The organism is Pseudomonas sp. BF-RE-21, from assembly GCF_019947305.1.
GTDB lineage: Bacteria > Pseudomonadota > Gammaproteobacteria > Pseudomonadales > Pseudomonadaceae > Aquipseudomonas > Aquipseudomonas migulae.
In genome coordinates, this window is sequence record NZ_JAGYGF010000040.1 from 32,933 (window position 1) to 57,324 (window position 24,392).

25 protein-coding genes are annotated in these 24,392 nt (G+C 59.7%); 13 read left to right on the plus strand and 12 right to left on the minus strand.

The annotated features are described in order from the left end of the window. Nucleotides 1-178 precede the first annotated feature (178 nt). From KGB25_RS21910 to KGB25_RS21920, 3 genes are all read left to right on the plus strand, one after another. A complete protein-coding gene (locus KGB25_RS21910; RefSeq protein WP_223436616.1) occupies nucleotides 179-472 on the plus strand; it encodes a fructose-bisphosphate aldolase in 294 nt (97 codons plus the stop codon). A gap of 197 nt (nucleotides 473-669) precedes the next feature. After that, complete coding sequence (locus KGB25_RS21915; protein WP_223436619.1) at nucleotides 670-1,032, plus strand: hypothetical protein; 363 nt, start codon at nucleotides 670-672, stop codon at nucleotides 1,030-1,032. Then, complete coding sequence (locus tag KGB25_RS21920; protein WP_223436621.1) at nucleotides 1,019-1,753, plus strand: zeta toxin family protein; 735 nt, start codon at nucleotides 1,019-1,021, stop codon at nucleotides 1,751-1,753. Before KGB25_RS21915 ends, KGB25_RS21920 begins: the two co-directional genes overlap by 14 nt. Before the next feature lie 89 nt (nucleotides 1,754-1,842). On the opposite strand, the gene KGB25_RS21925 is transcribed toward KGB25_RS21920, so the two are convergent. From KGB25_RS21925 to KGB25_RS21945, 5 genes are all read right to left on the minus strand, one after another. Further along, nucleotides 1,843-2,289 carry an NUDIX hydrolase gene (locus KGB25_RS21925; RefSeq protein WP_223436623.1) on the minus strand — a complete coding sequence of 149 codons (447 nt, stop codon included), beginning with the start codon at nucleotides 2,287-2,289 and terminating at the stop codon, nucleotides 1,843-1,845. A gap of 114 nt (nucleotides 2,290-2,403) precedes the next feature. Beyond that, on the minus strand, nucleotides 2,404-2,952 hold the full coding sequence (locus KGB25_RS21930) for a cupin domain-containing protein (protein WP_007946335.1): 549 nt from the start codon (nucleotides 2,950-2,952) through the stop codon (nucleotides 2,404-2,406). A gap of 372 nt (nucleotides 2,953-3,324) precedes the next feature. After that, complete coding sequence (locus KGB25_RS21935) at nucleotides 3,325-4,608, minus strand: NAD(P)/FAD-dependent oxidoreductase (protein ID WP_207284522.1); 1,284 nt, start codon at nucleotides 4,606-4,608, stop codon at nucleotides 3,325-3,327. Between the two features lie 52 nt (nucleotides 4,609-4,660). Then, complete coding sequence (locus KGB25_RS21940; protein ID WP_223436625.1) at nucleotides 4,661-6,151, minus strand: aldehyde dehydrogenase; 1,491 nt, start codon at nucleotides 6,149-6,151, stop codon at nucleotides 4,661-4,663. A 139-nt stretch (nucleotides 6,152-6,290) separates the two neighbouring features. Next, a complete protein-coding gene (locus tag KGB25_RS21945) occupies nucleotides 6,291-7,667 on the minus strand; it encodes a glutamine synthetase family protein (protein ID WP_008039000.1) in 1,377 nt (458 codons plus the stop codon). Nucleotides 7,668-7,939: 272 nt separating this feature from the next. Between KGB25_RS21945 and KGB25_RS21950 the strand changes: the two genes are divergently transcribed. The 5 genes from KGB25_RS21950 to KGB25_RS21970 all read left to right on the plus strand — a co-directional run bounded on the left by KGB25_RS21950 (nucleotide 7,940) and on the right by KGB25_RS21970 (nucleotide 13,252). Further along, the gene (locus tag KGB25_RS21950) at nucleotides 7,940-8,701 is read left to right on the plus strand and encodes a gamma-glutamyl-gamma-aminobutyrate hydrolase family protein (RefSeq protein ID WP_223436627.1); all 762 of its coding nucleotides are present in this window, start codon (nucleotides 7,940-7,942) and stop codon (nucleotides 8,699-8,701) included. A 348-nt stretch (nucleotides 8,702-9,049) separates the two neighbouring features. Continuing rightward, nucleotides 9,050-10,192, plus strand: coding sequence for a polyamine ABC transporter ATP-binding protein (gene potA / locus KGB25_RS21955; protein ID WP_008027211.1), 1,143 nt, complete (start codon nucleotides 9,050-9,052; stop codon nucleotides 10,190-10,192). A gap of 29 nt (nucleotides 10,193-10,221) precedes the next feature. Next, complete coding sequence (locus tag KGB25_RS21960) at nucleotides 10,222-11,103, plus strand: ABC transporter permease subunit (RefSeq protein WP_162130710.1); 882 nt, start codon at nucleotides 10,222-10,224, stop codon at nucleotides 11,101-11,103. Next, nucleotides 11,100-11,984, plus strand: a complete 885-nt coding sequence (locus tag KGB25_RS21965; protein ID WP_008027215.1) for an ABC transporter permease subunit — start codon at nucleotides 11,100-11,102, stop codon at nucleotides 11,982-11,984. The genes KGB25_RS21960 and KGB25_RS21965 overlap by 4 nt, the downstream gene beginning before the upstream one ends. Nucleotides 11,985-12,154: 170 nt before the next feature. Next, on the plus strand, nucleotides 12,155-13,252 hold the full coding sequence (locus tag KGB25_RS21970; RefSeq protein ID WP_008027216.1) for a polyamine ABC transporter substrate-binding protein: 1,098 nt from the start codon (nucleotides 12,155-12,157) through the stop codon (nucleotides 13,250-13,252). A 232-nt stretch (nucleotides 13,253-13,484) separates the two neighbouring features. On the opposite strand, the gene thpR is transcribed toward KGB25_RS21970, so the two are convergent. Further along, the gene (thpR, locus tag KGB25_RS21975; protein WP_223436629.1) at nucleotides 13,485-14,024 is read right to left on the minus strand and encodes an RNA 2',3'-cyclic phosphodiesterase; all 540 of its coding nucleotides are present in this window, start codon (nucleotides 14,022-14,024) and stop codon (nucleotides 13,485-13,487) included. Nucleotides 14,025-14,084: 60 nt separating this feature from the next. Between thpR and KGB25_RS21980 the strand changes: the two genes are divergently transcribed. Continuing rightward, the gene (locus KGB25_RS21980; RefSeq protein WP_192415742.1) at nucleotides 14,085-14,279 is read left to right on the plus strand and encodes a hypothetical protein; all 195 of its coding nucleotides are present in this window, start codon (nucleotides 14,085-14,087) and stop codon (nucleotides 14,277-14,279) included. A 13-nt stretch (nucleotides 14,280-14,292) separates the two neighbouring features. On the opposite strand, the gene KGB25_RS21985 is transcribed toward KGB25_RS21980, so the two are convergent. Together KGB25_RS21985 and KGB25_RS21990 are read right to left on the minus strand one after the other, a co-directional pair. Then, nucleotides 14,293-14,646, minus strand: a complete 354-nt coding sequence (locus tag KGB25_RS21985) for a DUF1428 domain-containing protein (protein WP_008027222.1) — start codon at nucleotides 14,644-14,646, stop codon at nucleotides 14,293-14,295. 2 nt (nucleotides 14,647-14,648) lie between these two features. Beyond that, nucleotides 14,649-15,734 (minus strand): hypothetical protein, encoded by a 1,086-nt coding sequence (locus tag KGB25_RS21990; protein WP_223436631.1) that lies wholly within the window; start codon nucleotides 15,732-15,734, stop codon nucleotides 14,649-14,651. 393 nt (nucleotides 15,735-16,127) lie between these two features. Between KGB25_RS21990 and KGB25_RS21995 the strand changes: the two genes are divergently transcribed. After that, nucleotides 16,128-16,388 carry a hypothetical protein gene (locus tag KGB25_RS21995; protein ID WP_008027230.1) on the plus strand — a complete coding sequence of 87 codons (261 nt, stop codon included), beginning with the start codon at nucleotides 16,128-16,130 and terminating at the stop codon, nucleotides 16,386-16,388. A 16-nt stretch (nucleotides 16,389-16,404) separates the two neighbouring features. On the opposite strand, the gene KGB25_RS22000 is transcribed toward KGB25_RS21995, so the two are convergent. Continuing rightward, nucleotides 16,405-17,295 carry a LysR family transcriptional regulator gene (locus KGB25_RS22000; RefSeq protein ID WP_223436633.1) on the minus strand — a complete coding sequence of 297 codons (891 nt, stop codon included), beginning with the start codon at nucleotides 17,293-17,295 and terminating at the stop codon, nucleotides 16,405-16,407. A 135-nt stretch (nucleotides 17,296-17,430) separates the two neighbouring features. On the opposite strand from KGB25_RS22000, the gene KGB25_RS22005 reads away from it, so the two are divergent. Further along, entirely contained in the window at nucleotides 17,431-18,849 is a 1,419-nt protein-coding gene (locus KGB25_RS22005; RefSeq protein WP_223436635.1) for an MFS transporter, read from the plus strand. Between the two features lie 237 nt (nucleotides 18,850-19,086). Here the strand turns inward: KGB25_RS22005 and KGB25_RS22010 are convergent, their stop codons facing one another. After that, a complete protein-coding gene (locus KGB25_RS22010; protein ID WP_192228310.1) occupies nucleotides 19,087-19,536 on the minus strand; it encodes a cupin domain-containing protein in 450 nt (149 codons plus the stop codon). Nucleotides 19,537-19,674: 138 nt separating this feature from the next. Then, nucleotides 19,675-20,061 carry a DUF1801 domain-containing protein gene (locus tag KGB25_RS22015; protein ID WP_223436637.1) on the minus strand — a complete coding sequence of 129 codons (387 nt, stop codon included), beginning with the start codon at nucleotides 20,059-20,061 and terminating at the stop codon, nucleotides 19,675-19,677. 208 nt (nucleotides 20,062-20,269) lie between these two features. Here KGB25_RS22015 and KGB25_RS22020 point away from each other — a divergent pair, with 208 nt between their 5' ends. Next, the gene (locus tag KGB25_RS22020; protein ID WP_008039030.1) at nucleotides 20,270-21,646 is read left to right on the plus strand and encodes a pyridoxal-phosphate dependent enzyme; all 1,377 of its coding nucleotides are present in this window, start codon (nucleotides 20,270-20,272) and stop codon (nucleotides 21,644-21,646) included. Further along, the gene (locus KGB25_RS22025; RefSeq protein ID WP_008027244.1) at nucleotides 21,643-22,821 is read left to right on the plus strand and encodes a cystathionine gamma-synthase; all 1,179 of its coding nucleotides are present in this window, start codon (nucleotides 21,643-21,645) and stop codon (nucleotides 22,819-22,821) included. Before KGB25_RS22020 ends, KGB25_RS22025 begins: the two co-directional genes overlap by 4 nt. A 158-nt stretch (nucleotides 22,822-22,979) precedes the next feature. Here KGB25_RS22025 and KGB25_RS22030 read toward each other — a convergent pair whose 3' ends face one another. Then, the gene (locus KGB25_RS22030) at nucleotides 22,980-24,080 is read right to left on the minus strand and encodes a polyamine ABC transporter substrate-binding protein (RefSeq protein ID WP_008027246.1); all 1,101 of its coding nucleotides are present in this window, start codon (nucleotides 24,078-24,080) and stop codon (nucleotides 22,980-22,982) included. Between the last annotated feature and the right edge of the window lie 312 nt (nucleotides 24,081-24,392).

The following is a 24,392-nucleotide window of genomic DNA, read 5'->3' on the forward strand; positions in this document are numbered from 1 at the left end:
ACAGCCCGGTTGTGAGCGCCAAAATCGCAGCTTATAGTTTCCCCCGTCGCTGCCATTGTCGGTGACCGGGATTCGCAGCCCAAAAGAGAAGACACCGAAGACCGCCAGACCCACGCAGCCGACCTCCGTCGGTAAACGAGTAATGGCGATTGTGATTCATCTTTTTAGGACTACATCCATGACGACCCAACATCCGCCCCGCCGCTTCACCCCGATGTCCCAATTCGCCACCGACTACCCCGTACTAGTCATCGACAGCCACGCCCCAATCCGTGAACTGCACAACGTCGTCAGCGAACGCCTGAACGCCGTCCTCCCCTACCTCCAGCTCATGGGCTGCACCAGCCTCCCCGACTACGCCGAAAACGACATCAACACCGTCGCCAACATCGCCCGGATTTTGCTGCAGGACGTGAGTCATGTTTTTCGAGTCATAGAGCAGCGTGGATTTGAGGCTCCCAAGGATCACTGACCCGCTTTGAACCGCAGCAACACTCGTCGCTGCGGTTTTTTGGTCGCTTGAACACACGCTGTAATGGTCACTTTCTTTTCAGTGAGCCGGTTTCAGGGGATCGTTACAGAGAGCTATTGGCAAAAGCCCCCGCATTTCATGCTGGAAAATCTGTCCTTCACACAGTGATCAAGGCTTACACTACCGAGGAAATTGATATGGAACTGATGACGTTCGAAAGCCCGGTTAATGCGGTATTATCCGGACAAGAAGCACCAGAGCGCTCGCTCAAGCGGAGAGTCCCGATGACTGCAAGAACCAAACAGCTTTCGGATAAGGAGATGGACGCTCTCGAGCGCCAGATACCTGATCTCGCTCAAATAGCCACCAAGACTGCTTATGCTCGCGCACTGTTGGTGAGTGATAGCGTACTTCGTGTCGATTCCGGCGATTTGGTACGGGTTTCACTTGATGGCAGCAAGACAGTTGTAGCCAAAGCCGAGCCGCGTCGCAAAGTCAAAGTAGGTGAGGTGATCACCGTGCGCCGTATCGAAGATCAAACGGCTGGTGGTCGTGCCTAGGTTTCGGGTATTTGCGGGACCGAACGGATCAGGCAAAAGCACCATCAAGGGAGAAATTGATCCCGCCCTTATCAAGATGTACGTGAATGCCGATGATCTCGAGAAGGAAGCGAAAGCAACCGGATTCATCGATTTGGCTACCTTTGAAGTCGCCACTACATTGCCTGAGTTACTCACGTTCCATGCCGAACACTATCTGGTAAGAAACAAAGAGCTCAGCGATCAAGCCAAAAAAATTGGTTTGCTGGGCACTAAAGTTGACTACCGAAACGTACACGTCAATTCCTATCTGGCTTCCGTGATATCGGACTTCATACGCCAGCACCTGCTGGAAAAAGGTGTGAGTTTTACCTTCGAAACGGTGATGTCACATCGCAGCAAGGTCGACTTCATGAAAGAAGCCCAGGCTCACGGTTATCGGATATATCTTTACTTCGTTTCGACTGAAAATCCGGCAATCAACATAGACCGCGTAAAAATCAGAGTCCGCGAAGGTGGTCATCCCGTGGCATCTGACAAGGTACGCGAAAGGTACTACAAATCGCTGGGTCTACTGCCAGAAGCCATTGCAGTCAGCAATCGGGCTTACATCTTCGATAACTCCGGCGACAGTACGGTTTTTCTTGCGGAGATTACTGATGGGGACAGCCTTGAATACCGTACTGAAGACATCCCTGACTGGTTCTTCAAGTCTTACGTCGATGAAGTCGAAAATACATAAGCGTTAACGAATCATTCAATCAGCAAAAAATCAAAAAGGTGACAGACCTGTTTAATAAATAGATCTGTCACCTTTTTCACTCACGGGCGTCAGTCTAGCAGTGCTAATTTCTTAAGTAGTTCGTGCAAACCATCAGGAACCAACGGCGCTTCGGCAGTAAAGCTTGCGCATGGGAGCCACTTCGCAACGAAGGCCGCACCATCGCTTTCTTGAGCATTCAAGTGCGACAACTCATAGACGCTGGCATCCACAAACTTCGCGTCGTACACCTGCACGATTTCGTGCCCTGGTGTGCCGTTATACGTAAATAGGCTTTCAAGCGTACCGAGCAAGCGAACATCGGTGATGGGTAAACCGAGTTCTTCCTGTACTTCTCGTACAACGGCTTGGGCACTGGTTTCACCGAATTCGATTCCGCCACCGATTGGGCGGAAGAATGGCTTTTCAGTGATGGGGTCGCGAGCTTCGTTGACCAGTATCTTGCCATCGTGATGGAAGATGCAGAGTGCGAGGGGGCGGATGCGGGGGGTGGTCATGATGTGAAGTCCATTTACTTTGAAAATTCCTGAAGCAGCTGCTCCCATTCGGCATGGGTGTTGGTCGCGGACGCAACCTCGGCAGCTGCTACAGGTTGGCGTCCGTTTTTGAGATCAGAAGTTAGCCGGGGTGTTGGCGCTGATGATTTCCGCTTCATCCTGGCCGATGTTGCGGAACTTGTGCGGTAAGGTTGTCGGGAAGTAGTAGCCGTCACCTGCGTTGAGCACACTAATCTGCCCATCCACCGTCAACTCAACCGTCCCCCGCGTAACCAACCCACACTCTTCCCCTTCCGAGTGCACAATCGGCTCTTCCCCCGAACTCGCCCCCGGCGCGTATTGCTCGCGCAGCAAGCGCATCTGCCGGCTCGGCACCGAAGCGCCAATCAGCAGCAACCGCAGCCCATGACGCCCAAGATCCGGTTGTTCGTTGGCGCGGAACACGTATTGATGTTCACGTGGCGGCTGATCAAAGGTAAAGAAGTCTGCCAAAGACATGGGGATGCCTTCGAGCAGTTTTTTCAGGGAGCTGACGGAGGGACTGACGCGATTCTGTTCGATCAGGGAGATGGTGGCATTGGTGACGCCGCTACGCCGGGCCAGCTCGCGCTGGGAGAGTTTGTAGCTTTCGCGTACTAATTTGAGTCGTGAGCCCGTGTCCATGACAGCCTTATGCGAGGAAAACTTAAGGGTTATGGGGGTGGATGGCGGGCGACTTTTGGCCGCGAAAGTACCGCTTCCCTGTCCCGTAATTGTGAAAGGCGGGTATTAAATCACGTTTGGGGGTGTTGCTGTAGGCGCATGGTTATTGGTGATGGTGGTGGGTCAGTTGGCATTGATGGGGAACCGGATGGCGCCATCGCGAGCAGGCTCGCTCCCACAGTTTTTGACCTCTGCTGCACGTACATTTTGTGCCTGCCATGGATCCAATGTAGGAGCAGAGCTTGCTCGCGAAGGCGGTGTGTCAGACAGCACCGATGTCGGATGTGCCGCCGTCTTCGCGAGCAAGCTCTGCTCCTACAGGGTTGTGTTGGGTTAGATACCGAAACGGTCGCGAAGCGCGTAGTACGCAGCGCCCATGGCGGTGAGCGGGGCCTGGAAGGTGCGGCCGCCGATCATTGGCATGTGCGGCAAGGATGCGAAGGCATCGAAGCGTTCGGCGTCGCCGCGGATCATTTCCGAGATCAGCTTGCCGGCCAGGTGCGAGCAGGTGACGCCGTGGCCACTGTAGCCCTGCATGTAGTAGGCGTTTTTCTCGATGCGGCCGAATTGCGGCATGCGCGACATGGTCAGCAGGAAGTTGCCGGTCCAGCGGTAGTCGATCTTCACGTCCTTCAGTTGCGGGAAGGTCTTGAGGATTTTCGGCTTGATCAGTTGCTCGATGTCGTCCGGTTCACGGGCGCCGTAGACCACGCCGCCGCCGTACAGCAGGCGGTTGTCGGCGGTGAGGCGGTAGTAGTCGAGCAGGTAGTTGCAGTCTTCGACGCAGTAGTTGTTTTTGATCAGGCTGCGCGCAACCTTCTCCGACAACGGTTCGGTGACGACGATTTGCGAACCGCACGGCATGCTTTTAGCGGTCACGCGATTGTCGAGGCCCTGCGGCAGGTAGGCGTTGCCGGCGATCAACAGGTATTTGGCGCGGACCACACCTTTGGCGGTGCGCACGGTGATCGGTTCGCCGTAGGTGATTTCCACCGCCGCCGATTGTTCGTAGATTTTGCCGCCCAGGCCGATGATCGCCGAGGCTTCGCCGAGGGCCAGGTTCAGCGGGTGGATGTGGCCGCCCTGCATGTCGAGCAGGCCGCCGACGTAGTTGTCGCTGCCGACTTCGCGCTTGATGTCCGCCGCGTCGAGCATTTTCAGGTTCTTGTTGCCGTAGCGCTCCCAGCTGTTTTTCTGCTCGGCCAGGCCTTTGAGCTGCTTTTTGTTCAGCGCTGCGAAGATGCCGCCCGGCTTGTAGTCGCACTGGATGTCGTAGTGTTGTATGCGCTGACGGATGATGTCGGCGCCTTCGAAGATCATGCTGCCGAGGACTTCAGCGGTTCTGTCGCCATAGCGCTCTTCGATGACATCGACGTCGCGGCTGTAGGAGTTGACCAGTTGGCCGCCATTGCGACCGCTGGCGCCGAAACCGACTTTGGCGGCTTCGAGTACGGTCACGCTGTAGCCGGCTTCGGCGAGGAACAGCGCCGAGGACAAACCGGTGTAGCCGGCGCCGATGATGCAGACGTCGCAATCCACCGCTTGTTCCAGCACCGGGAAGTCGCCGGTGAAGTTGCGGGTTGCGGCGTAGTAGCTGTTTACATGTGCTTGTTTCATAGGTTTCTCCGATGGCCGCTGGCATGTGCCGGCGGCCGCCGTTGTAGAAGTATTAGAGCTTGATCCAGGTCGCTTTGAGCTCGGTGTATTTGTCGAACGCGTGCAGCGATTTGTCCCGACCGTTACCCGACTGCTTGTACCCGCCGAACGGCGCGGTCATGTCGCCACCGTCGTACTGGTTGACCCAGACGCTGCCGGCGCGCAAGCCGCGAGCGAAGGTGTGGGCCTTGCTCAGGTTGCTGGTCCAGACACCGGCAGCCAGGCCGAAGATGCTGTCGTTGGCGATGGCCAAGGCTTCTTCAGCGGTATCGAAGGTGATCAGCGACAGCACCGGGCCAAAAATTTCTTCCCGGGCGATGGTCATGGCGTTGGTCACGCCGTCGAAAATCGCCGGCTCCACGTACAGGCCGCCAGTGGCTTCCAGGGTGCGGCTGCCGCCCGCGATCAGTTGCGCGCCCTGGTCTTTGCCGACCTGGATGTAGCGCAGCACGTTGTCCAGTTGACGCTGATCGACGACCGCGCCGACGGTGGTTTTCGGGTCCAAAGCATGCCCCGGTTTCCAGGCTTGCAGCGCTTCTACCAGCAGCGGAATGAACTGCTCGCGAATCGAACGCTCGACCAGCAAACGCGAACCGGCGGTGCAGACTTCGCCCTGGTTGAAAGCGATGCCGCTGGCCGCTGCCTGTGCTGCCGCGCGCAGATCCGGCGCATCGGCGAACACCACGTTCGGGCTCTTCCCCCCTGCTTCGAGCCAGACGCGTTTCATGTTGCTTTGGCCGGCGTAGACCAGCAGTTGCTTGGCAATCGCAGTCGAACCGGTAAAGGCCAGCACGTCGACGTCCATGTGCAACGCCAGCGCCTTGCCGACGGTGTGGCCGTAGCCCGGCAGGACGTTGAACACGCCTTTCGGAATGCCGGCGTCCAGCGCTAATTGCGCGATGCGGATCGCGGTCAGTGGCGACTTTTCCGAAGGCTTGAGGATGAACGAGTTACCCGCCGCGAGGGCCGGGGCGAACTTCCAGCTGGCCATGATCAGCGGGAAATTCCACGGCACGATGGCGGCGACAACACCGGCAGGTTCGCGGGTGATGAGGCCGAGTTGATCGTGCGGCGTGGCAGCGACTTCGTCGTAGATCTTGTCGATGGCTTCGGCGCTCCAGCGGATCGCGTTGGCGGTCGCCGGGATGTCGATGTTCATCGAGTCGTTGATCGGTTTGCCCATGTCGAGGGTTTCGAGCAGGGCGAGTTCTTCCCGGTTGGCCAGGATCAGGTCGGCGAAGCGGATCAAAGTGCGCTTGCGCTCGGCCGGGGCGAGATTGGCCCAGACGCCGGATTCGAAGGTGCGGCGTGCGACGGCAACGGCTTCGTTGGCGTCGGCTTCGTCGGTGCTGGCGACATTGGCCAGGAAGCGGCCGTCGACCGGGCTGATGCATTCGAAGGTTTCACCGCTGAGTGCAGCGCGGTATTGGCCGTCGATGAAGGCGCGGTTTTCGATGGTTAGGGACTGGAAGCGTTGTTCCCAGTCGCTGCGAGTGTTTGTCATGGTTGTGACTCGACGCAGAGGAATGTTGGGTGGGCCGTGGGCGATGGCGGTGTGTCAGGCGAGATCAATGTTGATTGATCTACCGCTATCGCCAGCAAGCTGGCTCCTACAAGGTTTTGTGTCGTCGACGCAGATCTCGTCAAACCGTGTGCAGGTACCAGTTGTACTCAAGGTCCGAAATGGAGTTTTCGAACTCGGCCAGCTCGCTTTCCTTGCACGCCACGAACACGTCGATGTACAGCGGGTCGATGTATTTGGCCATGACTTCGCTGTCGTCCAGCTCGCGCAATGCATCGCGCAGGTTGTTCGGCAGGCTTTGCTCGTTTTGCTCGTAGCTGTTGCCTTCCACGGGTGCGCCCGGCTCGATCTTGTTGGTCAGGCCGTGGTGCACGCCCGCCAGCACCGAAGCCATCAACAAGTACGGGTTGGCATCCGCACCGGCAACGCGGTGTTCGATGCGCACGGCATCGGAGGAACCGGTCGGCACACGTACCGCAACAGTACGGTTGTCGATGCCCCAGCTCGGCGAGTTCGGTACGTAGAACTGCGCGCCGAAACGGCGGTACGAGTTGACGTTCGGGCACAGGAAAGCCATCTGCGCCGGCAGGGTCTCGAGCACACCGCCGATCGCGTGTCGCAGCGCGGCGTTCTGCTCGGGATCCTCGCTGGCAAAGATGTTGTTGCCTTCTTTGTCGAGAATCGAAATGTGCACGTGCAAACCGTTGCCCGCCTGGCCCGGATACGGCTTGGCCATAAACGTGGTGTCCATCTCGTGGTCGTAGGCGATGTTCTTCACCAGACGCTTGAGCAACACCGCGTAGTCGCAGGCCTTGATCGGGTCGTTGACGTGATGCAGGTTCACTTCGAACTGCGCCGGGGCGCTTTCCTTGACGATGGCGTCGGCCGGAATGCCCTGCTCTTTCGCACCTTCGAGGATGTCTTGCAGGCAATCGACGTATTCGTCGAGGTCGTCGATCAAATACACCTGGGTCGACATCGGACGTTTGCCGGAGACCGGCGAGCGTGGCGATTGCGGACGACCGTTCACGTTGTCCTGGTCGATCAGGTAGAACTCGAGTTCGAACGCAGCGCAAATGGTCAGGCCAAGTTCATCGAACTTGCGCACCACATTGGCCAGCACTTCACGCGGGTCGGCGAAGAACGGTTCGCCTTCGAGCTCGTGCATGGTCATCAACAGTTGCGCGGTCGGGCGCTTCTGCCAAGGCTCGATGCTCAGGGTGCCAGGGATTGGATAGCAGATCCGGTCGGAGTCGCCGATGTCCAGACCCAGGCCGGTGCTTTCCACCGTGGAGCCATTGATGTCCAGGGCAAACAGGGACGCCGGCAGGTTGATGCCTTTTTCGTAGACCTTATGAAGACTGGTGCGCTCGATGCGCTTGCCGCGCACCACACCGTTCATATCCGCAATCAGAAGGTCGACGTACAAAACCTCAGGATATTTCTTAAGGAATGCGTTTGCTTCGTTGAGTTGAACGGCACGCAGAGGGACCGACATGATGCACCTATTAGCTGTTAATTATTATGTTCACCGCACTTTCTGGAGCCCAGTCAACCCGAACGGCAAAGTGAAGTCAATAGCGAACACTTGGCCTTTCATCCTTTATTTTTGGGACTTTTCTGGGCACGAGAGTGCCATATAGGCCCTCAACACCGCACAAAGACTAGCAATCGGACGTGCGGCGTTTAGAATTTTTTACATGAGAGTTGTTAATTAAAATCAACAAAGCTAAGCTCCTGAAAAACTCGTTCAAGGTCGAGGTGATAAAAATGGCATTCAAGCCATTGATCGGCGTTACAGCGTGCGTCAAACAGATTGGCCTGCACCCCTACCACATCAGCGGCGACAAGTACTTGCGTGCTGTCAGCGTCGCGGCTCTGGGGCTGCCCGTGGTCATTCCTTCCTTAGGCGAACTGACTGAAATCGAGGATGTGCTCGCGCATCTCGACGGTCTGTTGCTGACCGGTTCGCCATCGAATGTGGAGCCCTTCCACTATCAAGGCCCGGCCAGCGCTCCCGGCACGGATCACGATCCGGCGCGGGACGCCACTACCCTTCCTTTATTGCGTGCAGCCATTGCGGTGGGCGTTCCGGTACTCGGCATCTGCCGTGGCTTCCAGGAAATGAACGTGGCGTTCGGCGGCAGCCTGCATCAGAAGGTGCATGAGCTGCCGGGCATGCTCGATCATCGCGAAGCGGACAGCCCTGAGCTGGCGGTGCAATACGCCCCGGCGCATGCGGTGACGGTGCAACCGGGTGGCGTGTTCGAAGCGCTGGAGTTGCCGACCGAGTTCATGGTCAATTCGATTCACAGCCAGGGCATCGACCGCCTCGCTCCCGGCCTGCGTGCCGAGGCGATTGCGCCGGACGGTCTGATCGAAGCGATTTCGGTGGACCACAGCCCGACCTTCGCGGTCGGTGTGCAATGGCACCCGGAATGGCAGGTGCTTTCGAATCCTCCTTATTTGAGTATTTTCCAGGCGTTCGGCGATGCATGCCGACGACGGGCCGCGCAGCGCAAAACCCGCTGACCCAAAACACCCATTTACTGCCCCCGCGAGTTTGGCGGGCGTGCCTTTGCGCGTCCGTGGCTCGCGAAAAAAACACACTGCAATAACAACAAGTACGACCCAGGCAGCCAGGACGGCGGCGCCGAATAAGCCCGAGCGGTATGGATCAGGCGAGCGCAATCCTTTGTAGGAGCGAGGCTTGCCCGCGAAGGCGGTGTTTCAGGCAACGATGATATCGACTGACATACCGTCTTCGCGGGCAAGCCTCGCTCCTACAGGGGGTTGCGCCAACCGAATGCCCCGGGCTTGCAATCCACTCTTAAGTCAGGCCGCGTTGGCCCGACGACTGAAACCTGTTGGGAGTTTCACATGGCAAACGCCTCCAGCATTTACAGGAAGGCTCTTGAAGGTCACCAGGCACCGAAAAAGGTGTTGGTGAAAGTCGACCGCGTCACCAAGAAATTCGACGAAACCACCGCAGTGGACGATGTTTCGCTTGAGATTCATCAAGGGGAAATCTTCGCCTTGCTCGGCGGTTCCGGTTCCGGCAAATCGACGCTGCTACGCATGCTCGCCGGCTTCGAGCGCCCGACCGAAGGGCGGATCCTGCTCGATGGCGTGGACATCACCGACATGCCGCCGTACGAACGGCCGATCAACATGATGTTCCAGTCGTACGCCCTGTTCCCGCACATGACCGTCGCACAGAACATTGCCTTCGGCCTCAAGCAGGACCGTTTGCCCGCCAGTGAAATCGACGCCCGCGTGGAAGAGATGCTGCGCCTGGTGCACATGACCCAATACGCCAAACGCAAACCCCATCAACTGTCCGGCGGTCAGCGTCAGCGTGTCGCCCTCGCCCGCTCCCTGGCGAAACGTCCGAAGCTGTTGCTGCTCGACGAACCGATGGGCGCGCTGGATAAAAAACTGCGTTCGCAGATGCAGCTTGAGCTGGTGGAAATCATCGAACGCGTTGGCGTGACCTGCGTGATGGTGACCCACGACCAGGAAGAGGCCATGACCATGGCCCAGCGTATCGCGATCATGCACCTGGGCTGGATCGCCCAGATCGGCAGCCCGGTGGACATTTACGAAGCCCCGGTCAGCCGCATGGTCTGCGAATTCATCGGCAACGTGAACGCCTTCGAAGGCACCGTTGTCGAGGACCTTGAAGGTCACGCGATCATTCACAGCAAGGATCTGGAACAGAAGATCTACGTCGGCCACGGCGTCAGCACTTCGGTGGAGGACAAGTCCATCACCTACGCGATCCGTCCGGAAAAACTGCTGGTCAGCACCACCCAACCCGAGTCCCGCTACAACTGGTCCCAGGGCAAGGTGCATGACATCGCCTACCTCGGCGGTCACTCGGTGTTCTACGTCGAATTGCCTGGCGGCAAAGTCGTGCAGTCGTTCATGGCCAACGCCGAACGCCGTGGCGCGCGTCCGACCTGGGACGACAAGGTCTACGTGTGGTGGGAAGACGACAGCGGCGTGGTACTGCGCTCATGAAAACACTCAATCAGCGGTTCATGCGGCTGATGCCGAGTGGTCGAAAGCTCGTCATCGGGATTCCATTCCTGTGGCTGTGCCTGTTTTTCCTGTTGCCGTTCTTCCTGGTGATGAAGATCAGCTTCTCGGAAGCGGCGCTGGCCATTCCTCCTTACTCCGAGATCTACACCTTCGCCGAACAGAAACTCCAGCTGTTCCTCAACGTCGGCAATTACCTGCTGCTGACCGAGGATGAGTTGTACATCTCGGCTTACTTCGGCTCGTTGAAGGTCGCGTTTTTCAGCACGCTGATGTGCCTGGTGATCGGTTTCCCGATGGCCTACGCGATCACCAAGGCAAGCAAGGAAGCGCAAAACGTCTTGCTGCTGTTGATCATGATGCCGACCTGGACTGCGATCCTGATCCGCGTGTATGCGTGGATGGGCATCCTCAGCAACAACGGTTTGCTCAACGCGTTCTTGATGTGGACCGGGCTCACCGATCACCCGATCGAGATCCTCAATACCAACACGGCCGTGTACATCGGCGTGGTCTACGCCTACCTGCCGTTCATGGTCTTGCCGCTGTACGCCAACCTGGTCAAGCACGATCAAAGCTTGCTGGAAGCGGGTTCGGACCTGGGGTCGAGCAACTTCAACAACTTCTGGAAGATCACCGTGCCGCTGGCCAAGAACGGGATCATCGCCGGCTGCATGCTGGTGTTCATTCCGGTGGTCGGTGAGTTCGTGATTCCGGAACTGCTGGGCGGCCCGGAAACCCTGATGATCGGCCGTGTGCTGTGGCAAGAGTTCTTCAATAACCGCGACTGGCCGGTGGCGTCTGCCCTGGCGGTGGTGATGCTGTTGATCCTGATTGTGCCGATCCTGTTGTTCAACCGTAGCCAGGCCAAAGAGATGGAGGGTCGGGGATGAAACGCTTCGGATTTTCAAAGTTCATGCTGATTTTCGGCCTGTCGTTTATCTACCTGCCGATGCTGATTCTGGTGATCTACTCGTTCAACGCCTCGAAACTGGTGACGGTGTGGGGCGGCTGGTCGGTGAAGTGGTACGTCGGCTTGCTCGACAACTCGCAACTGATGGGCTCGGTGGTGCGCTCGCTGGAAATCGCCTGCTACACCGCGATTGCGGCTGTGGCGCTGGGGACTTTGGCGGCGTTCGTGCTGACTCGTGTCACGCGTTTCAAGGGCCGTACGCTGTTTGGTGGCCTGGTCACCGCGCCGTTGGTGATGCCAGAAGTGATCACCGGCCTGTCGCTGTTGCTGCTGTTCGTGGCCATGGCGCAGCTGATCGGCTGGCCGATGGAGCGTGGCATCGTGACCATCTGGATCGCCCACACCACGTTTTGTGCGGCCTATGTGGCAGTGGTCGTCTCTGCCCGCCTTCGTGAGCTGGACCTGTCCATCGAAGAAGCGGCCATGGACCTCGGGGCGAAGCCGTTCAAGGTGTTTTTCCTGATCACCATCCCGATGATCGCGCCGTCACTGGCGGCCGGCGGCATGATGTCGTTTGCCCTGTCGCTGGATGACCTGGTGTTGGCGAGCTTCGTGTCCGGCCCAGGCTCGACGACCCTGCCGATGGAAGTGTTCTCGGCGGTGCGTCTGGGCGTGAAGCCTGAGATCAACGCCGTGGCCAGCCTGATACTGCTCGCCGTTTCGATTGTGACCTTCATGGTCTGGTACTTCAGCCGCCGCGCCGAAGCCAGCCGCAAACGGGCGATCCAGGAAGCGATGGACCAGACCGCCAGCGAATCCTGGCAGCAACCTGAAAAGCAAATGGCAGGAGCGACGGCCTGATACCCGTCCCTGTAGGAGCGAGCCCGCTCGCGATGGACTTCAACGATAACGCGGGCTGTCTGATTGAACGCGGCGTCCTCAGGTTTTTCGCGAGCAGGCTCGCTCCTACAAAGGAGCGCGCAAGCGCTTGCTGTGTGATTTTGAATAAAAAGAGAAATGGAGTTGTACCGATGAAAATGTTTGGCAGGACTCTGCTGACACTGTCCTTATTGGGCGCGATGGCTACCGGCGCCCAGGCCAATGACAAGGTACTGCGCGTCTACAACTGGTCGGATTACATCGCCCCGGACACCGTCAAGAAGTTCGAAGACGAGACCGGTATCCGCGTGACCTACGATGTGTTCGACAGCAACGAAACCCTTGAGGCACGCCTGCTCGCAGGCAAATCCGGCTACGACATTGTCGTGCCGTCCAACAGCTTCCTGGCCAAGCAGATCAAGGCTGGCGTCTACCAGGAACTGGACAAGTCGAAGCTGCCGAACTGGAAAAACCTCAACCCGGTGTTGCTGAAAAACGCTTCGGCCAGCGACCCGGAAAACGGTCACGCCTTCCCGTATATGTGGGGCTCGATCGGCATCGGGTTCAACCCGGCCAAGGTCAAGGAAGTGCTCGGTGCCAATGCGCCGACCAACTCCTGGGACTTGCTGTTCAAACCGGAAAACGCCGAGAAGCTGAAAGCCTGCGGCATCAGCTTCCTCGACTCACCGACCGAAATGCTGCCCGCCGCCCTGCACTACCTGGGCTACCCGGTGAACTCGCAGGACAAGGCGCAGATCGCCGAAGCTGAAGCGCTGTTCATGAAGATCCGGCCGTCGGTGGCGTACTTCCATTCGTCGAAGTACATCTCCGACCTGGCCAACGGCAACATCTGCGTCGCTGTCGGTTATTCCGGCGACGTGCTGCAAGCCAAGGCCCGCGCACAGGAAGCGGGCGACAAGGTGAAAATCGAATACAGCATTCCGAAGGAAGGCGCCGGCAGTTTCTACGACATGGTCGCAATCCCACGGGATGCGGCGAACGTCGACAACGCCTATCTGTTCATGAACTTCCTGATGCGCCCGGACATCATCGCCGAGATCACCAACAACATCGGCTACAGCAACGCCAACGCGGCGGCGACGCCCTTGGTGGATGAAGCGATTCGCGATGATCCGGGCTCGTATCCGCCCTTGGCCGTGATGGCGACGTTGTACGCGATTCCGGACATGCCGATCGGGGTTCAGCGGGTGATGACGCGCGGCTGGACGCGGGTGAAGCTCGGGAAATAATCGTCGGACCCAAGATTGCTATCGCTGGCAAGCCAGCTCCTACAGGGTACGCGTCGCACCGCAGATCATTGTAGGAGCCGGCTTGCCGGCGATGAGGCCATCACTGGCAACACAAAATCCAACTGTTTCCGTTCACGCAGCGCCTTACCACCGCTGCACTCCTCTCTGACGAACGGCCTCACCTGGCTTCCTCGGTTAAGGTGAGTTCGGCGCCCTCCTCGGGCGCCTTTTTTTATGCCGGCACCAGCGGCCATTCGGCCAGCGCCCGATAGCGGCCCTTGTGGGATTCAAACAACACAAATCGATCCGCCCGCAGAAAAAACTCCGGCGGCGTCGTCGACTCAGGCACCGGCGCCCGATAGTCACGCATCAACGTCAGATGCGGCCTGAATTCCTTGTGTGCCTCTTCAAACCCGAACGGCAACATCGCCTGCTCCAGTGCATACACCAGCCGCAGCAACTCCGGCGGCGCCTGTTCCGGCGCGAGCACCAACACCCCGGCCCTGCGCCACACATCCAGGCGATCCAGCGCCAACCGCAACGCCGCACCCGGCACGCGCACCTTTGCTGCCGCCGTGCAAATTTCGGCAATCTGCGCCACCTCCACAGCGCCCAAAAACAGCAACGTCAGATGGAAATTTTCCACCGGCACCGGACGCCCGATGCGCAATAGCAGCGCGCTGCGCCATTGGGCAATCGCCTTGCGCTGTTCGGGTGGGCAATCCAATGCAAAAAACAGCCGTTTGACCGGCTCCGGGGTTTCGTCGCTCACGCCTGGCACCTCCTGACATGCACGTTATAGTTGAACCAACCGAATAAACGGGACGGGGCCATGCGAGAGATCATCAGCAAAGAGCCATGGTGGGCCGTGCCACCGCAACCGGGTCAGGATGAGTCAGAGCTGGAATGGGGCTGGCTGGTTCACTATAGCGAAGGTGAACCGCGTTTCGAGTTTGTCAAAGAGCGACCGACGGACAGCGAGATCCGCAATCGCAAGAGTTGCAGGATCACCCCGACGCCGGAGTGATCCTGCCACACGCTCAGACCTGCAAGAGGATGTTGAAGCCACCGAAGATCATCCGCTGACCATCGAACGGCATCGGGTTGACGTCCTGCTGCATACGCGGGTCGGCCATCAATTTCTGCATGCCGGCATCGCGGGTGGGCTTGTCCGGCCAGACGATCCAGGAAAACACCACGGTTTCGTCATCCTTAAGTTTCACGGCCAGCGGAAACGAAGTCACTTTGCCATCGGGCACGTCATCGCCCCAGCATTCGACAATACTCAGGGCGCCGTTTTCCTTGAAAATCACAGCGGCGGATTCCGCGTGTTTCTTGAATTTTTCGCGGTTGGCACTGGGCACCGCAAAGACACAGCCATCGACGTAAGACATGGTCATTCTCCTGCCGGGGGTTGAGGGTCGATCTGCGGTTTAGTCGGTTCGGACGGGCTCCAATCGACAGCGCCGCTGCCCGAACTGACCGACGGTACGTCGGCACTCCCCGCCAGGTTGCCCTCGATCTGCCCTGCCATGTACAACGTCCCCGCCATCACACCAGAGGTCGGGTTCTGCACCATTTTTATCCAGGCCTTATCGAACGTGTTGCCCAGGCTGCTGCGAATCAGCGCCTCGCTGTCCGGTCGGTCGTTGGCCTGAATCAGTGCGCGAATTCCCGCCACGCCCAAGGTAATCAAGCCTCCGGCGATTTTTCCCGCCGCTGCGGACACCGCGCTGGCGGCACCGCGCGGGGCCATTTCGGCTTCCATCCGCTGGCTGGCGCGCTTGGCCACCGGCGCCATGGCTTGGTCGGTGGAATCAACACCCTTGCTACCGCCGGCCTTGTGGATTTTGTCGATCAGCGCCGCGTACGCCGGCAGGGTGTTGAGCGGCTGGGTGTGCACGACCTGGTACAGCGAAGCGTCTCGCGCGGGCGGCGGTCCGAGGGCAATGGCCGGGATTTTCTGGATACGGCCATTGAGCTGGGCCATGGGCACGCCGTGGCGCTGGGAGATTTTTTGCAGTTCTTCCTGAAGAATATCCACGTAGAACGCCGTGGCCAGACCGAGGATCTGGTCGGGATCAATCTCAACCGCGACCGGGGCCAGCACGCGTTTCTGGTATTGCTCCAGCAGATAGGCCGCCAGGCGTTTCGACGAGGCATCCTGCTCACCCTGGGCGCTGAGGCTGTACCAGCTGACTTTCATCGACAGCCATTCCTGGGTCCAGTAACTGCTGAACCAGGGAATGAATTTTTCTTCGGTCAGTTGATAGACCCGGGTTCGCCAGTAATCCATGGCGCCGCGCGAATAGATTTTTGCCTGTTCGGTGGCGGACTGGGATGCCGCGACGATGTCCCGATCCACCTGCTGCCAGGTGCTCTGGGAAATGACCACGGGCGGCGCAGGCGCCGGGGCACGCGCAGGCGTGACGCATCCCGCCAACACCAGCAGCACGGCGACGATCAGCGAACGCAGGTTCAAGATCGCGGTTCTCTAGGGTTGAAATCAGATTAAGGGTTTCTACCTGAGTATAGGTGTTTGCCCGCAAGAGCATCGCGAGCAGGCTCGCTCCCACAAGGGATCAGCGTCGTTCACAAAATAACATCTCAATACCGGCCCCTGTAGGAGCGAGGCTTGCCCGCGAAGGGTCCCTCAAGAACACCACAAAAACCCGACCATCACTCACATCGATATTCACCATCGCCGCGAATGCCTTCCGCTCATGAACCGTCAGCGTAGGATCAACTTCAACCCGACACACAACCCCGAACCGGAGGGGCAAATCATGTTGATCCATCTGCTGACCTGCCTGGCCCTGACAGCCTTCACGCTGACCGTTTTTTCGTGGTACGTCCTGACCGAGGAGCGCACATCATGATCCACACCGTCACCCTCGCCGTGAGCTTTCCGGTGTTCGGCAACAACTACTACTCGCAGCAGGCCGTCTCGCGCAAAGTGCTGTCGCTGGTGTTCGACAAGAACTTCGAAGCGCTGCTGATGCCCGCCGCCGGCAACCACTTCAGCAACGAAGTGGTCGGCCTCAACGATCAATTCCGCTTTTTGAATGATGTGCTGGCCGAACATCTGCTGGATGCCGAGCTGGCCCAACACACTTCGCGGTCGTTCAGTTTTTGAGACTGACCGTCACTGGCTATTGCGCACAGACCTCACGAACACACCCGCGTAACCAGCGATGCACCGGATCGGCGTCCAGACGCGGATGCCAGAGCATCGCGACGGTGAATTCCGGCAAGGCAACCGGCAGCGCAAAACTGTGCATGCCCGCCCGCAGGTTTTCGGTGTGGCGTTCAGGAACGGCAGCGATCAAATCGGTGGCTCGGGCAAGCGCCAACGCGGTCGAGAAACCGGCAACGATGGTCGCGACCTGCCGTTCCAGTTGCAGCGCCGCCAGCGCTTCATCGACAGGCCCCTTGTCGAGCCCGCGCCGCGAGACGCTGATGTGACCACCCGCCGCATAACGTTCCGGAGTGATCTCGCCCTGGCTCAACGGATGACCCACACGCACCACGCCGATGAATCGGTCACGAAACAAACCCTGGGTCCTTAACTCAGGCCCGGCAGCCTTCCCCACCACACCGGTTTCCAGATCAACGGTCCCGTCCCGCAGCGACGTGCTGTCCTTGTCAGGTTTGTGCATGAAGCGCAGCAGCACGCCCGGCGCTTGCTCGGCGACGCGGGCGATGAGCGGCGCGCCAAAGGTCTCCACAAAGCCCTCGCTGGTACGCAGCGTGAACGTGCGGACCAATTGTGTCAGGTCAGGCTGTTGCGCCGGGCGCAGCACCGCTTCGGCGTCCTGCACCAACTGGCTGACCCGCTCGCGCAATTCCAGCGCCCGAGGCGTGGCGACCAGTCCGCGCCCGGCCCGGACCAGCAACGGGTCACCGGTGGTTTCGCGCAACCGCGCCAACGCCCGGCTCATCGCCGACGGGCTCAGGCGCAAGCGTTTAGCGGCACGCGCCACGCTGCCTTCAGCGAGCAGCACATCAAGGGTGATCAGCAAATTGAAATCGGGAGTCGACATGCGTTGCCCCACGGCCGGGTGAGATGGCGTTTGACGCACGAGTAGAGTGCAACCCGTGCGCCTTCCGCCATGTTAGGCGCCAGCGTAGATTTCTGATAGCTCCACTTCGGGAGCGGTCAGATCCAGAGGGACAGCATGAAGCCGACTATCGCCATCGTCGACAACACAACACAGACACCCGCCGTGCGCTGGGCGCTGGTCAGCCTTTCGCTGTCGATGCTGCTGTCGTCACTCGGCACCAGCGTCGCCAACGTCGGCTTGCCGACGCTGGCCCAGGTGTTCGGTGCGACCTTTCAGGACGTGCAATGGGTCGTCATCGCGTATCTGCTGGCGATCACCACGCTGATCGTCAGCGTCGGAAGGCTCGGTGACCTGATCGGCCGCCGCCGGTTGCTGCTCGGCGGCATTGGCCTGTTCACCCTCGCCTCGGCGCTGTGCGCGTGGGCACCGACATTGGGCACGTTGATCGGCGCCCGAGCCCTGCAAGGCCTCGGTGCGGCGATCATGATGGCGCTGACCATGGCCTTCGTCGGTGAGACAGTGGCGAAAGCCAAAACCGGCAGCGCCATGGGGTTGCTCGGGACGATGTCGGCGATTGGCACCGCACTGGGGCCATCGCTGGGCGGTCTGTTGATCAGTGGGTTCGGTTGGCAGGCGATGTTCCTGGTCACCGTGCCATTGGGCCTGATGACGCTGCTGCTTGCGCATCGCTACCTGCCGGCGGATCGGCAGAAGGCAACCACCGGGAGCGTCCATTTCGACGCGTGGGGCACGCTGGTGTTGGCGTTGACGTTGGCGGCGTATGCGCTGGCCATGACGCTGGGCCGTGGCCATTTCGGGCTGCTTAATATCGGCTTGCTGTTGGCGGCGGGGTTCGGCGTGGGGCTCTTCGTTTTGGTTGAAATGAAAGTCGCTTCGCCGCTGATACGGCTGGCGATGTTTCGCAACCCGGTGCTGAGCGCGAGCCTGGCCATGAGCACACTGGTCGCGACGGTGATGATGGCAACGCTGGTGGTCGGGCCGTTTTATCTGGCCCACGGGCTTGGGCTGAAGGCGGTTGTGGTGGGCATAGTGCTCGCGGTCGGGCCCTGTGTCGCGGCCCTGACAGGTGTGCCCGCCGGCCGGATCGCCGACCGATTCGGCGCCCAACGGATGACTGTCGCCGGGCTGATCGCCATGGCCGTCGGGTGCCTGGTGTTATCGGTGTTGCCGCTGACAGTTGGCATCGGCGGGTACGTTGCACCGATGGTGGTGATCACGCTCGGCTATGCCGTATTCCAGACGGCCAACAACACCACGGTCATGAGCGATGTACAGCCCGATCAGCGCGGCGTTGTCTCGGGCATGCTCAATCTGTCGCGAAATCTGGGATTGATCACCGGTGCCTCGGCATTGGGCGCTGTATTTGCCCTCGCCTCGCAGGCGGCCGACATCACCCTGACGCCACCCGAAGCCGTGGCCCACGGCATGCGGGTCACCTTCGCGGTAGCGTTGGGGCTGATCGTTGTTGCGCTCGGCGTCGTGCTAGCCCGCCGAACGCTGAAACCTTTGTAGGAGCCGGCTTGCTGGCGATGGCGGCGTATCAATCACCATTGATGTTGGCTGACACACCGCTATCGCCGGCAAGCCGGCTCCTACAAGTGCGCGTATGGACGGGGAATGTTCGGTTAACGTAAATCCTGTAGGAGCCGGCTTGCCGGCGATGGCGGCTTATCAATCACTATTGATGTTGGCTGACACACCGCTATCGCCAGCAAGCCGGCTCCTACAGGGGATTTGCGTGCCTTTGGCTTACTGTTTGATCACAACCAGCGGTTCGCCTTTCTTGACGATGTACGTCGCCAGTTCGGAGCTGGTTTTGGTCCCGATGTTCTTCGCGATATGCGCGACGCCAGCCGGGATATACAGCGAGTCACCGGCCTTCAACGTCACCGGTGGCTGCCCTTCCAGTTGATATTCGAACGTGCCGTCGATGACATAAGCCACCTCCACGCCGGGATGGGAGTGGTTGGGCGACGAGACGCCCGGATCGATATCAACCCGTACCTGGATCACTTCACGACCGTCGACATCGAGGTCCTTTTTCAGGAGATCGGTGCGATGAATCCCTGTCTGCCAGCTTTTTGCGGGGGCCTTCACTTCCTCGGCCTGAGACATCCCGGAGAACGCCGCGAGTGCGGCAGTGGTGACAACAGCGACGCCAAGCATTCTGGCGGTGTGACGAGCGTTGATACGGAACATGGCATTTCTCCGGGTGATACCGTTGTGGTGCCCCATTAGGCGGCCGTCGTGTATCGGGGACGTGTCGCGGATGCCATGGTTTTGTAAGCCAAGATAGCTGCGGCCCCGAGGGATACACAGGAATACAAACCGGCCGACTCATTTGGAGGTGTTGAGCACCACCGCCGCCCGGATCAGCGCCTTCAATGCTGTTTCATCAAGCGTCTCGCCTTCATGAACATCAATCGCCCGACGGGTATTGCCTTCCAGGCTGGCGTTGAAGAGATGGGCAGGATCGTCCAGCGCAGCGCCTTTGGCGAAGGTCATTTTCACCGCCGCTTTGTACGTCTCGCCCGTGCAGATGATCCCGGCATGCGACCACACCGGCACGCCCCTCCACTTCCACTCCTCGACCACGTCGGGGTCTGCCTGTCGGATGATCGCCCTGACGCGCGCGAGCGTCTCGCCCCGCCAGTCATTCAATTCCCTGATTCGTGCGTCGATCAGCGCAGAGGCCGATTCGCCCCCGCTGCTTTCCTTCGTCATGGTGCTCGCCCTCGACTGATGGTGGTCGCTTGAGTATTGCCGACTCGGGGATTCTCTCCAGCAATCAGGTGACCGGCTGGTCGCACAAAGTTGCGAGAGGCGCATTCGCGGCCTATGGTCCAAACGATGCATTGCTGGCGACCGGCGTGCGATGGCTCGCCGCCGGTTGCTGTCCTTCCCGTGCGAATTTTCGCAAAGAGGTGACAACATGCCGAACGACTCCCGCCCTGCCGTGCTTGAACTGATCGGCAATACGCCGCTGGTGCGCGTCAGCCGCTTTGACACGGGCCCGTGCACCCTGTTTCTGAAGCTCGAATCACAGAACCCCGGCGGCTCGATCAAGGACCGCATCGGCCTGGCGATGATCGACGAAGCCGAGCGCGACGGCCGGCTGAAGTCCGGCGGCACCATCGTCGAGGCCACCGCCGGCAACACCGGCCTCGGTCTGGCCTTGGTCGGCCGTGCCAAGGGCTATCGGGTGGTGCTGGTGGTGCCGGACAAGATGTCCACCGAGAAAGTCTTGCACCTCAAGGCCATGGGCGCCGAGGTGCACATCACCCGCTCCGACGTGGGCAAGGGCCATCCCGATTATTACCAGGACGTCGCCGCACGGCTGGCGCTGGAAATTCCCGACGCATTCTTCGCCGATCAGTTCAACAACCCGGCCAACCCGCTCGCCCATGAGTGCAGCACCGCACCGGAGATCTGGGCGCAAACCCAGCATGACGTGGATGCGATTGTCGTCGGCGTCGGCTCGGCCGGCACGCTGACCGGGCTGACCCGTTTCTTCAAGCGCGTACAGCCCAATCTGGAAATGGTGCTGGCCGACCCCATCGGTTCGGTGATGGCCGAATACAGCCGCAGCGGCACCATGCAGACGCCCGGTTCGTGGGCGGTGGAAGGCATCGGCGAAGACTTCATCCCCTCGATTGCCGACCTGTCCAGCGTGCGCCACGCCTATTCGATCAGCGACGAGGAAAGCTTCGATCACGCCCGCCAACTGCTGCGCGCCGAAGGCATTCTCGGCGGTTCTTCGACCGGCACCCTGCTGGCGGCGGCGCTGCGTTACTGCCGCGAGCAAACCACGCCAAAACGCGTGGTCAGCTTCGTCTGCGACACTGGCACACGCTACCTGTCGAAGGTCTACAACGACCAGTGGATGAACGATCAGGGCTTGCTCAAGCGCAAACCTTATGGCGACCTGCGCGATGTGATCGCACGGCGCTTCGAGGATGGCCGGGTGATCAGCGTCGGGCCGGACGACACGCTGCTGACGGCGTTCCAGCGCATGCGCCTGGCGGATGTGTCGCAATTGCCGGTGCTGGCGGACGGCAAGCAACTGGTCGGCGTGATCGACGAATCCGACATTCTGCTGGGCATGCAGGAAGATCCTTCACACTTCCGCTTGACCGTGGCCAGCGCAATGACCGACAAAGTAGAAACCCTGCCGCCCAGCGCCAGCCTGGAAAAGCTGCAGGCAGAACTCGATCGCGGGCTGGTCGCGATCATCGCCGACGCCTCGGGCTTCCACGGCCTGATTACTCGCGTCGACCTGCTCAATCATTTGCGGAGATCCCTTGCATGAGTCAACACGATGAAAACGCCGCGGCACGCGCCTTTGCCACTCGGGTGATCCACGCCGGGCAAACGCCGGACCCGACCACCGGCGCATTGATGCCACCGATTTATGCCAACTCCACCTATTTGCAACAAAGCCCCGGCGTGCACAAAGGTTTCGATTACGGGCGCTCGCACAACCCGACGCGCTTCGCCCTGGAACGCTGCGTCGCCGACCTGGAAAGCGGCACCCAGGCCTTCGCGTTCGCCTCCGGGCTGGCGGCGATTTCCACGGTGCTGGAACTGCTCGACGCAGGGTCGCACATCGTGTCCGGCAATGACCTGTACGGCGGGACGTTCCGACTGTTCGACAAGGTGCGTAAACGCAGCGCCGGGCATCGCTTCAGCTTCGTCGACCTGACGGACCTCGGGGCGTTCGAAGCGTCGTTGCAGGACGACACCAAAATGGTCTGGGTCGAGACGCCGAGCAATCCATTGCTGAGCCTGACCGACCTCGCCGCCGTCGCACGTATCTGCCGCGACCGCGACATCATCTGCGTCGCCGATAACACCTTTGCCAGCCCGTGGATCCAGCGCCCGCTGGAGCTGGGTTTCGACATCGTGCTGCACTCGACCACCAAATACCTGAACGGCCACTCCGACGTGATCGGCGGCATCGCCGTGGTCGGGCAGAACCCGGAACTGGCGCAACGCCTGGGTTTCCTGCAGAACTCGGTGGGCGCGATCGCCGGACCGTTCGACGCATTTCTGACCCTGCGCGGCGTGAAAACCCTGGCGCTGCGCATGGAGCGCCACTGCAGTAACGCGCTTGAGTTGGCGCAATGGCTGGAACGCCAGCCGCAAGTGGCGCGCGTCTACTACCCGGGCCTGCCGTCGCACCCGCAGCATGAATTGGCAAAGCGGCAGATGCGCGGTTTCGGCGGGATGATTTCTGTCGATCTGAAGAGTGATCTGGCGGGTGCCACGCGCTTCCTTGAGAGCGTACGGATATTCGCCCTGGCCGAGAGTCTGGGCGGCGTGGAAAGCCTGATCGAGCACCCGGCGATCATGACCCACGCCACCATCCCCGCAGAAACCCGTGCACAGCTGGGGATTGGCGACGGGCTGGTGCGGTTGTCCGTGGGAGTTGAAGATGTCGAGGATCTGCGTGCCGACCTGGCGCAGGCGCTGACGCGGATCTGAAAAACAAAGGGCTGTGGCATGCCCCCTGTAGGAGCCGGCTTGCCGGCGATGGCGGTGTGCCAGCCAACATTAATGCTGATTGATCTACCGCTATCGCCGGCAAGCCGGCTCCTACAGGGGAATGCGTAAGGCCGGCCGATTGCGCTCCGCCTTGGGTGTTATTCGCCGGACTTGATGCTGGTCCAGACCCGCGTGCGCACCCGCTCAAGCTTTTGCGGCAGCGGTTGCACCACATACAGGGTTTTCAACGCTTCGCTGGTCGGCGTCAGGTTCGGGTTGCCGGTGATCTCTTTGTTGATCAGCGCAAGCGAGTCCTTGTTGGCGTTGGGGTAGCCGAGGAAATCACTGATCGGGGCGATGACTTTCGGGTCCAGCAAGGTGTTGAGAAACTCGTGGGCTTCCTCCACGTTCTTCGCGCTTTTAGGGATGGCAAAGGTATCAAACCAGATCGGCGCGCCCTCCTTCGGCAAGCGCCAGTCGACCACTACGCCGTTGCCCGCTTCCTTGGCGCGATTGCCGAACTGATAGAAGCTGCCGGAATAGCCGATGGCGACGCAGATGTCGCCGTTGGCGATGTCGGTCATGTACTTGGCGGAGTTGAAGTAGGTGACGTAAGGGCGAATCTTCAGCATCAATGCCTTGGCTTTTTCGTAGTCGTCCGGGTTCTGGCTGTTCGGGTCCAGCCCCAGATAGTGCAGCGCCAGCGGCAGGATTTCCGAAGGTGAGTCGAGCATGGCGACGCCACAGGATTTCAGCTTCTGCATGTTCTGCGGGTTGAACACCAGATCCCAACTGTCCACCGGCGCATTCTCACCCAGCGCGGCCTTGACCTTGGCCGGGTTGAAACCGATCAGCACGGTGCCGTACATGTAGGGCACGCCGTATTGGTTGCCCGGATCGTTCTTGTCCAGCAATGCGAGCAGTGCCGGGTCCTGGTGTTTCCAGTTCGGCAGCTTGGACTTGTCGAGTTTCTGGAATACACCTGCCTTGATCTGGGTTTCGATGAACTGGTTCGACGGCACCACCAGGTCGTACCCCGAGTTACCCGTCAGCAGCTTGGCTTCCAGCGATTCGTTGGTGTCGAAGGTGTCCCAGGTCACTTTGATTCCGCTTTTCTGGGCGAAGTCCTTGGGCACGGACGGCAGGATGTAGTCCGCCCAGTTGTACACCCGCAATTCCCGCTGTTCGGCGTGCACGGCACTCGCCAACAGCGTCAGCCCACAAACAGTGGCGCCCAGTATGCGTTTCATCATGACCATGAATGAATTCCCCAAATGTGTCGCTCGTTGGTTTTTATGTTCTGTACACGGCAGGCCTTAAAAATTGCCCAGGGCAAGGAAAACAGGATTTCAGTTGTGGATTCGCAAGCGTGCTGAAACAGCAATGCTGCTTCGATTCTTGCTGACGAACGAGTGAGTTCATAGTGCGAGGTCGGCCAAAAGGAGATCGAAATGGCCAATATCGGTGTCCCGGTGGATCCGGTGGCGGAAGACGCCCTGATCACCCTGTTGTACGCAATCCCTGTAGGAGCCGGCTTGCTGGCGATAGCGTCCGTCCAGTCAACAAACAAG

Excerpts from the sequence above, each read along its gene's own strand:
- KGB25_RS21910 (WP_223436616.1), top strand. The coding sequence starts at position 179 with ATGACGACCCAACATCCGCCCCGCCGCTTCACCCCGATGTCCCAATTC.
- KGB25_RS22010 (WP_192228310.1), bottom strand. The coding sequence starts at position 19,536 with ATGTTCCGTATCAACGCTCGTCACACCGCCAGAATGCTTGGCGTCGCT.
- KGB25_RS21935 (WP_207284522.1), bottom strand. The coding sequence starts at position 4,608 with ATGAAACAAGCACATGTAAACAGCTACTACGCCGCAACCCGCAACTTC.
- KGB25_RS21985 (WP_008027222.1), bottom strand. The coding sequence starts at position 14,646 with ATGTCTTACGTCGATGGCTGTGTCTTTGCGGTGCCCAGTGCCAACCGC.
- KGB25_RS21995 (WP_008027230.1), top strand. The coding sequence starts at position 16,128 with ATGATCCACACCGTCACCCTCGCCGTGAGCTTTCCGGTGTTCGGCAAC.
- KGB25_RS21950 (WP_223436627.1), top strand. The coding sequence starts at position 7,940 with ATGGCATTCAAGCCATTGATCGGCGTTACAGCGTGCGTCAAACAGATT.
- potA (WP_008027211.1), top strand. The coding sequence starts at position 9,050 with ATGGCAAACGCCTCCAGCATTTACAGGAAGGCTCTTGAAGGTCACCAG.
- KGB25_RS21925 (WP_223436623.1), bottom strand. The coding sequence starts at position 2,289 with ATGACCACCCCCCGCATCCGCCCCCTCGCACTCTGCATCTTCCATCAC.
- KGB25_RS22000 (WP_223436633.1), bottom strand. The coding sequence starts at position 17,295 with ATGTCGACTCCCGATTTCAATTTGCTGATCACCCTTGATGTGCTGCTC.
- KGB25_RS22030 (WP_008027246.1), bottom strand. The coding sequence starts at position 24,080 with ATGGTCATGATGAAACGCATACTGGGCGCCACTGTTTGTGGGCTGACG.
- KGB25_RS21970 (WP_008027216.1), top strand. The coding sequence starts at position 12,155 with ATGAAAATGTTTGGCAGGACTCTGCTGACACTGTCCTTATTGGGCGCG.
- KGB25_RS21965 (WP_008027215.1), top strand. The coding sequence starts at position 11,100 with ATGAAACGCTTCGGATTTTCAAAGTTCATGCTGATTTTCGGCCTGTCG.
- KGB25_RS21940 (WP_223436625.1), bottom strand. The coding sequence starts at position 6,151 with ATGACAAACACTCGCAGCGACTGGGAACAACGCTTCCAGTCCCTAACC.
- KGB25_RS22025 (WP_008027244.1), top strand. The coding sequence starts at position 21,643 with ATGAGTCAACACGATGAAAACGCCGCGGCACGCGCCTTTGCCACTCGG.
- KGB25_RS22015 (WP_223436637.1), bottom strand. The coding sequence starts at position 20,061 with ATGACGAAGGAAAGCAGCGGGGGCGAATCGGCCTCTGCGCTGATCGAC.
- KGB25_RS21945 (WP_008039000.1), bottom strand. The coding sequence starts at position 7,667 with ATGTCGGTCCCTCTGCGTGCCGTTCAACTCAACGAAGCAAACGCATTC.
- KGB25_RS21930 (WP_007946335.1), bottom strand. The coding sequence starts at position 2,952 with ATGGACACGGGCTCACGACTCAAATTAGTACGCGAAAGCTACAAACTC.
- KGB25_RS22020 (WP_008039030.1), top strand. The coding sequence starts at position 20,270 with ATGCCGAACGACTCCCGCCCTGCCGTGCTTGAACTGATCGGCAATACG.
- KGB25_RS21980 (WP_192415742.1), top strand. The coding sequence starts at position 14,085 with ATGCGAGAGATCATCAGCAAAGAGCCATGGTGGGCCGTGCCACCGCAA.
- KGB25_RS21960 (WP_162130710.1), top strand. The coding sequence starts at position 10,222 with ATGCCGAGTGGTCGAAAGCTCGTCATCGGGATTCCATTCCTGTGGCTG.
- KGB25_RS22005 (WP_223436635.1), top strand. The coding sequence starts at position 17,431 with ATGAAGCCGACTATCGCCATCGTCGACAACACAACACAGACACCCGCC.
- KGB25_RS21915 (WP_223436619.1), top strand. The coding sequence starts at position 670 with ATGGAACTGATGACGTTCGAAAGCCCGGTTAATGCGGTATTATCCGGA.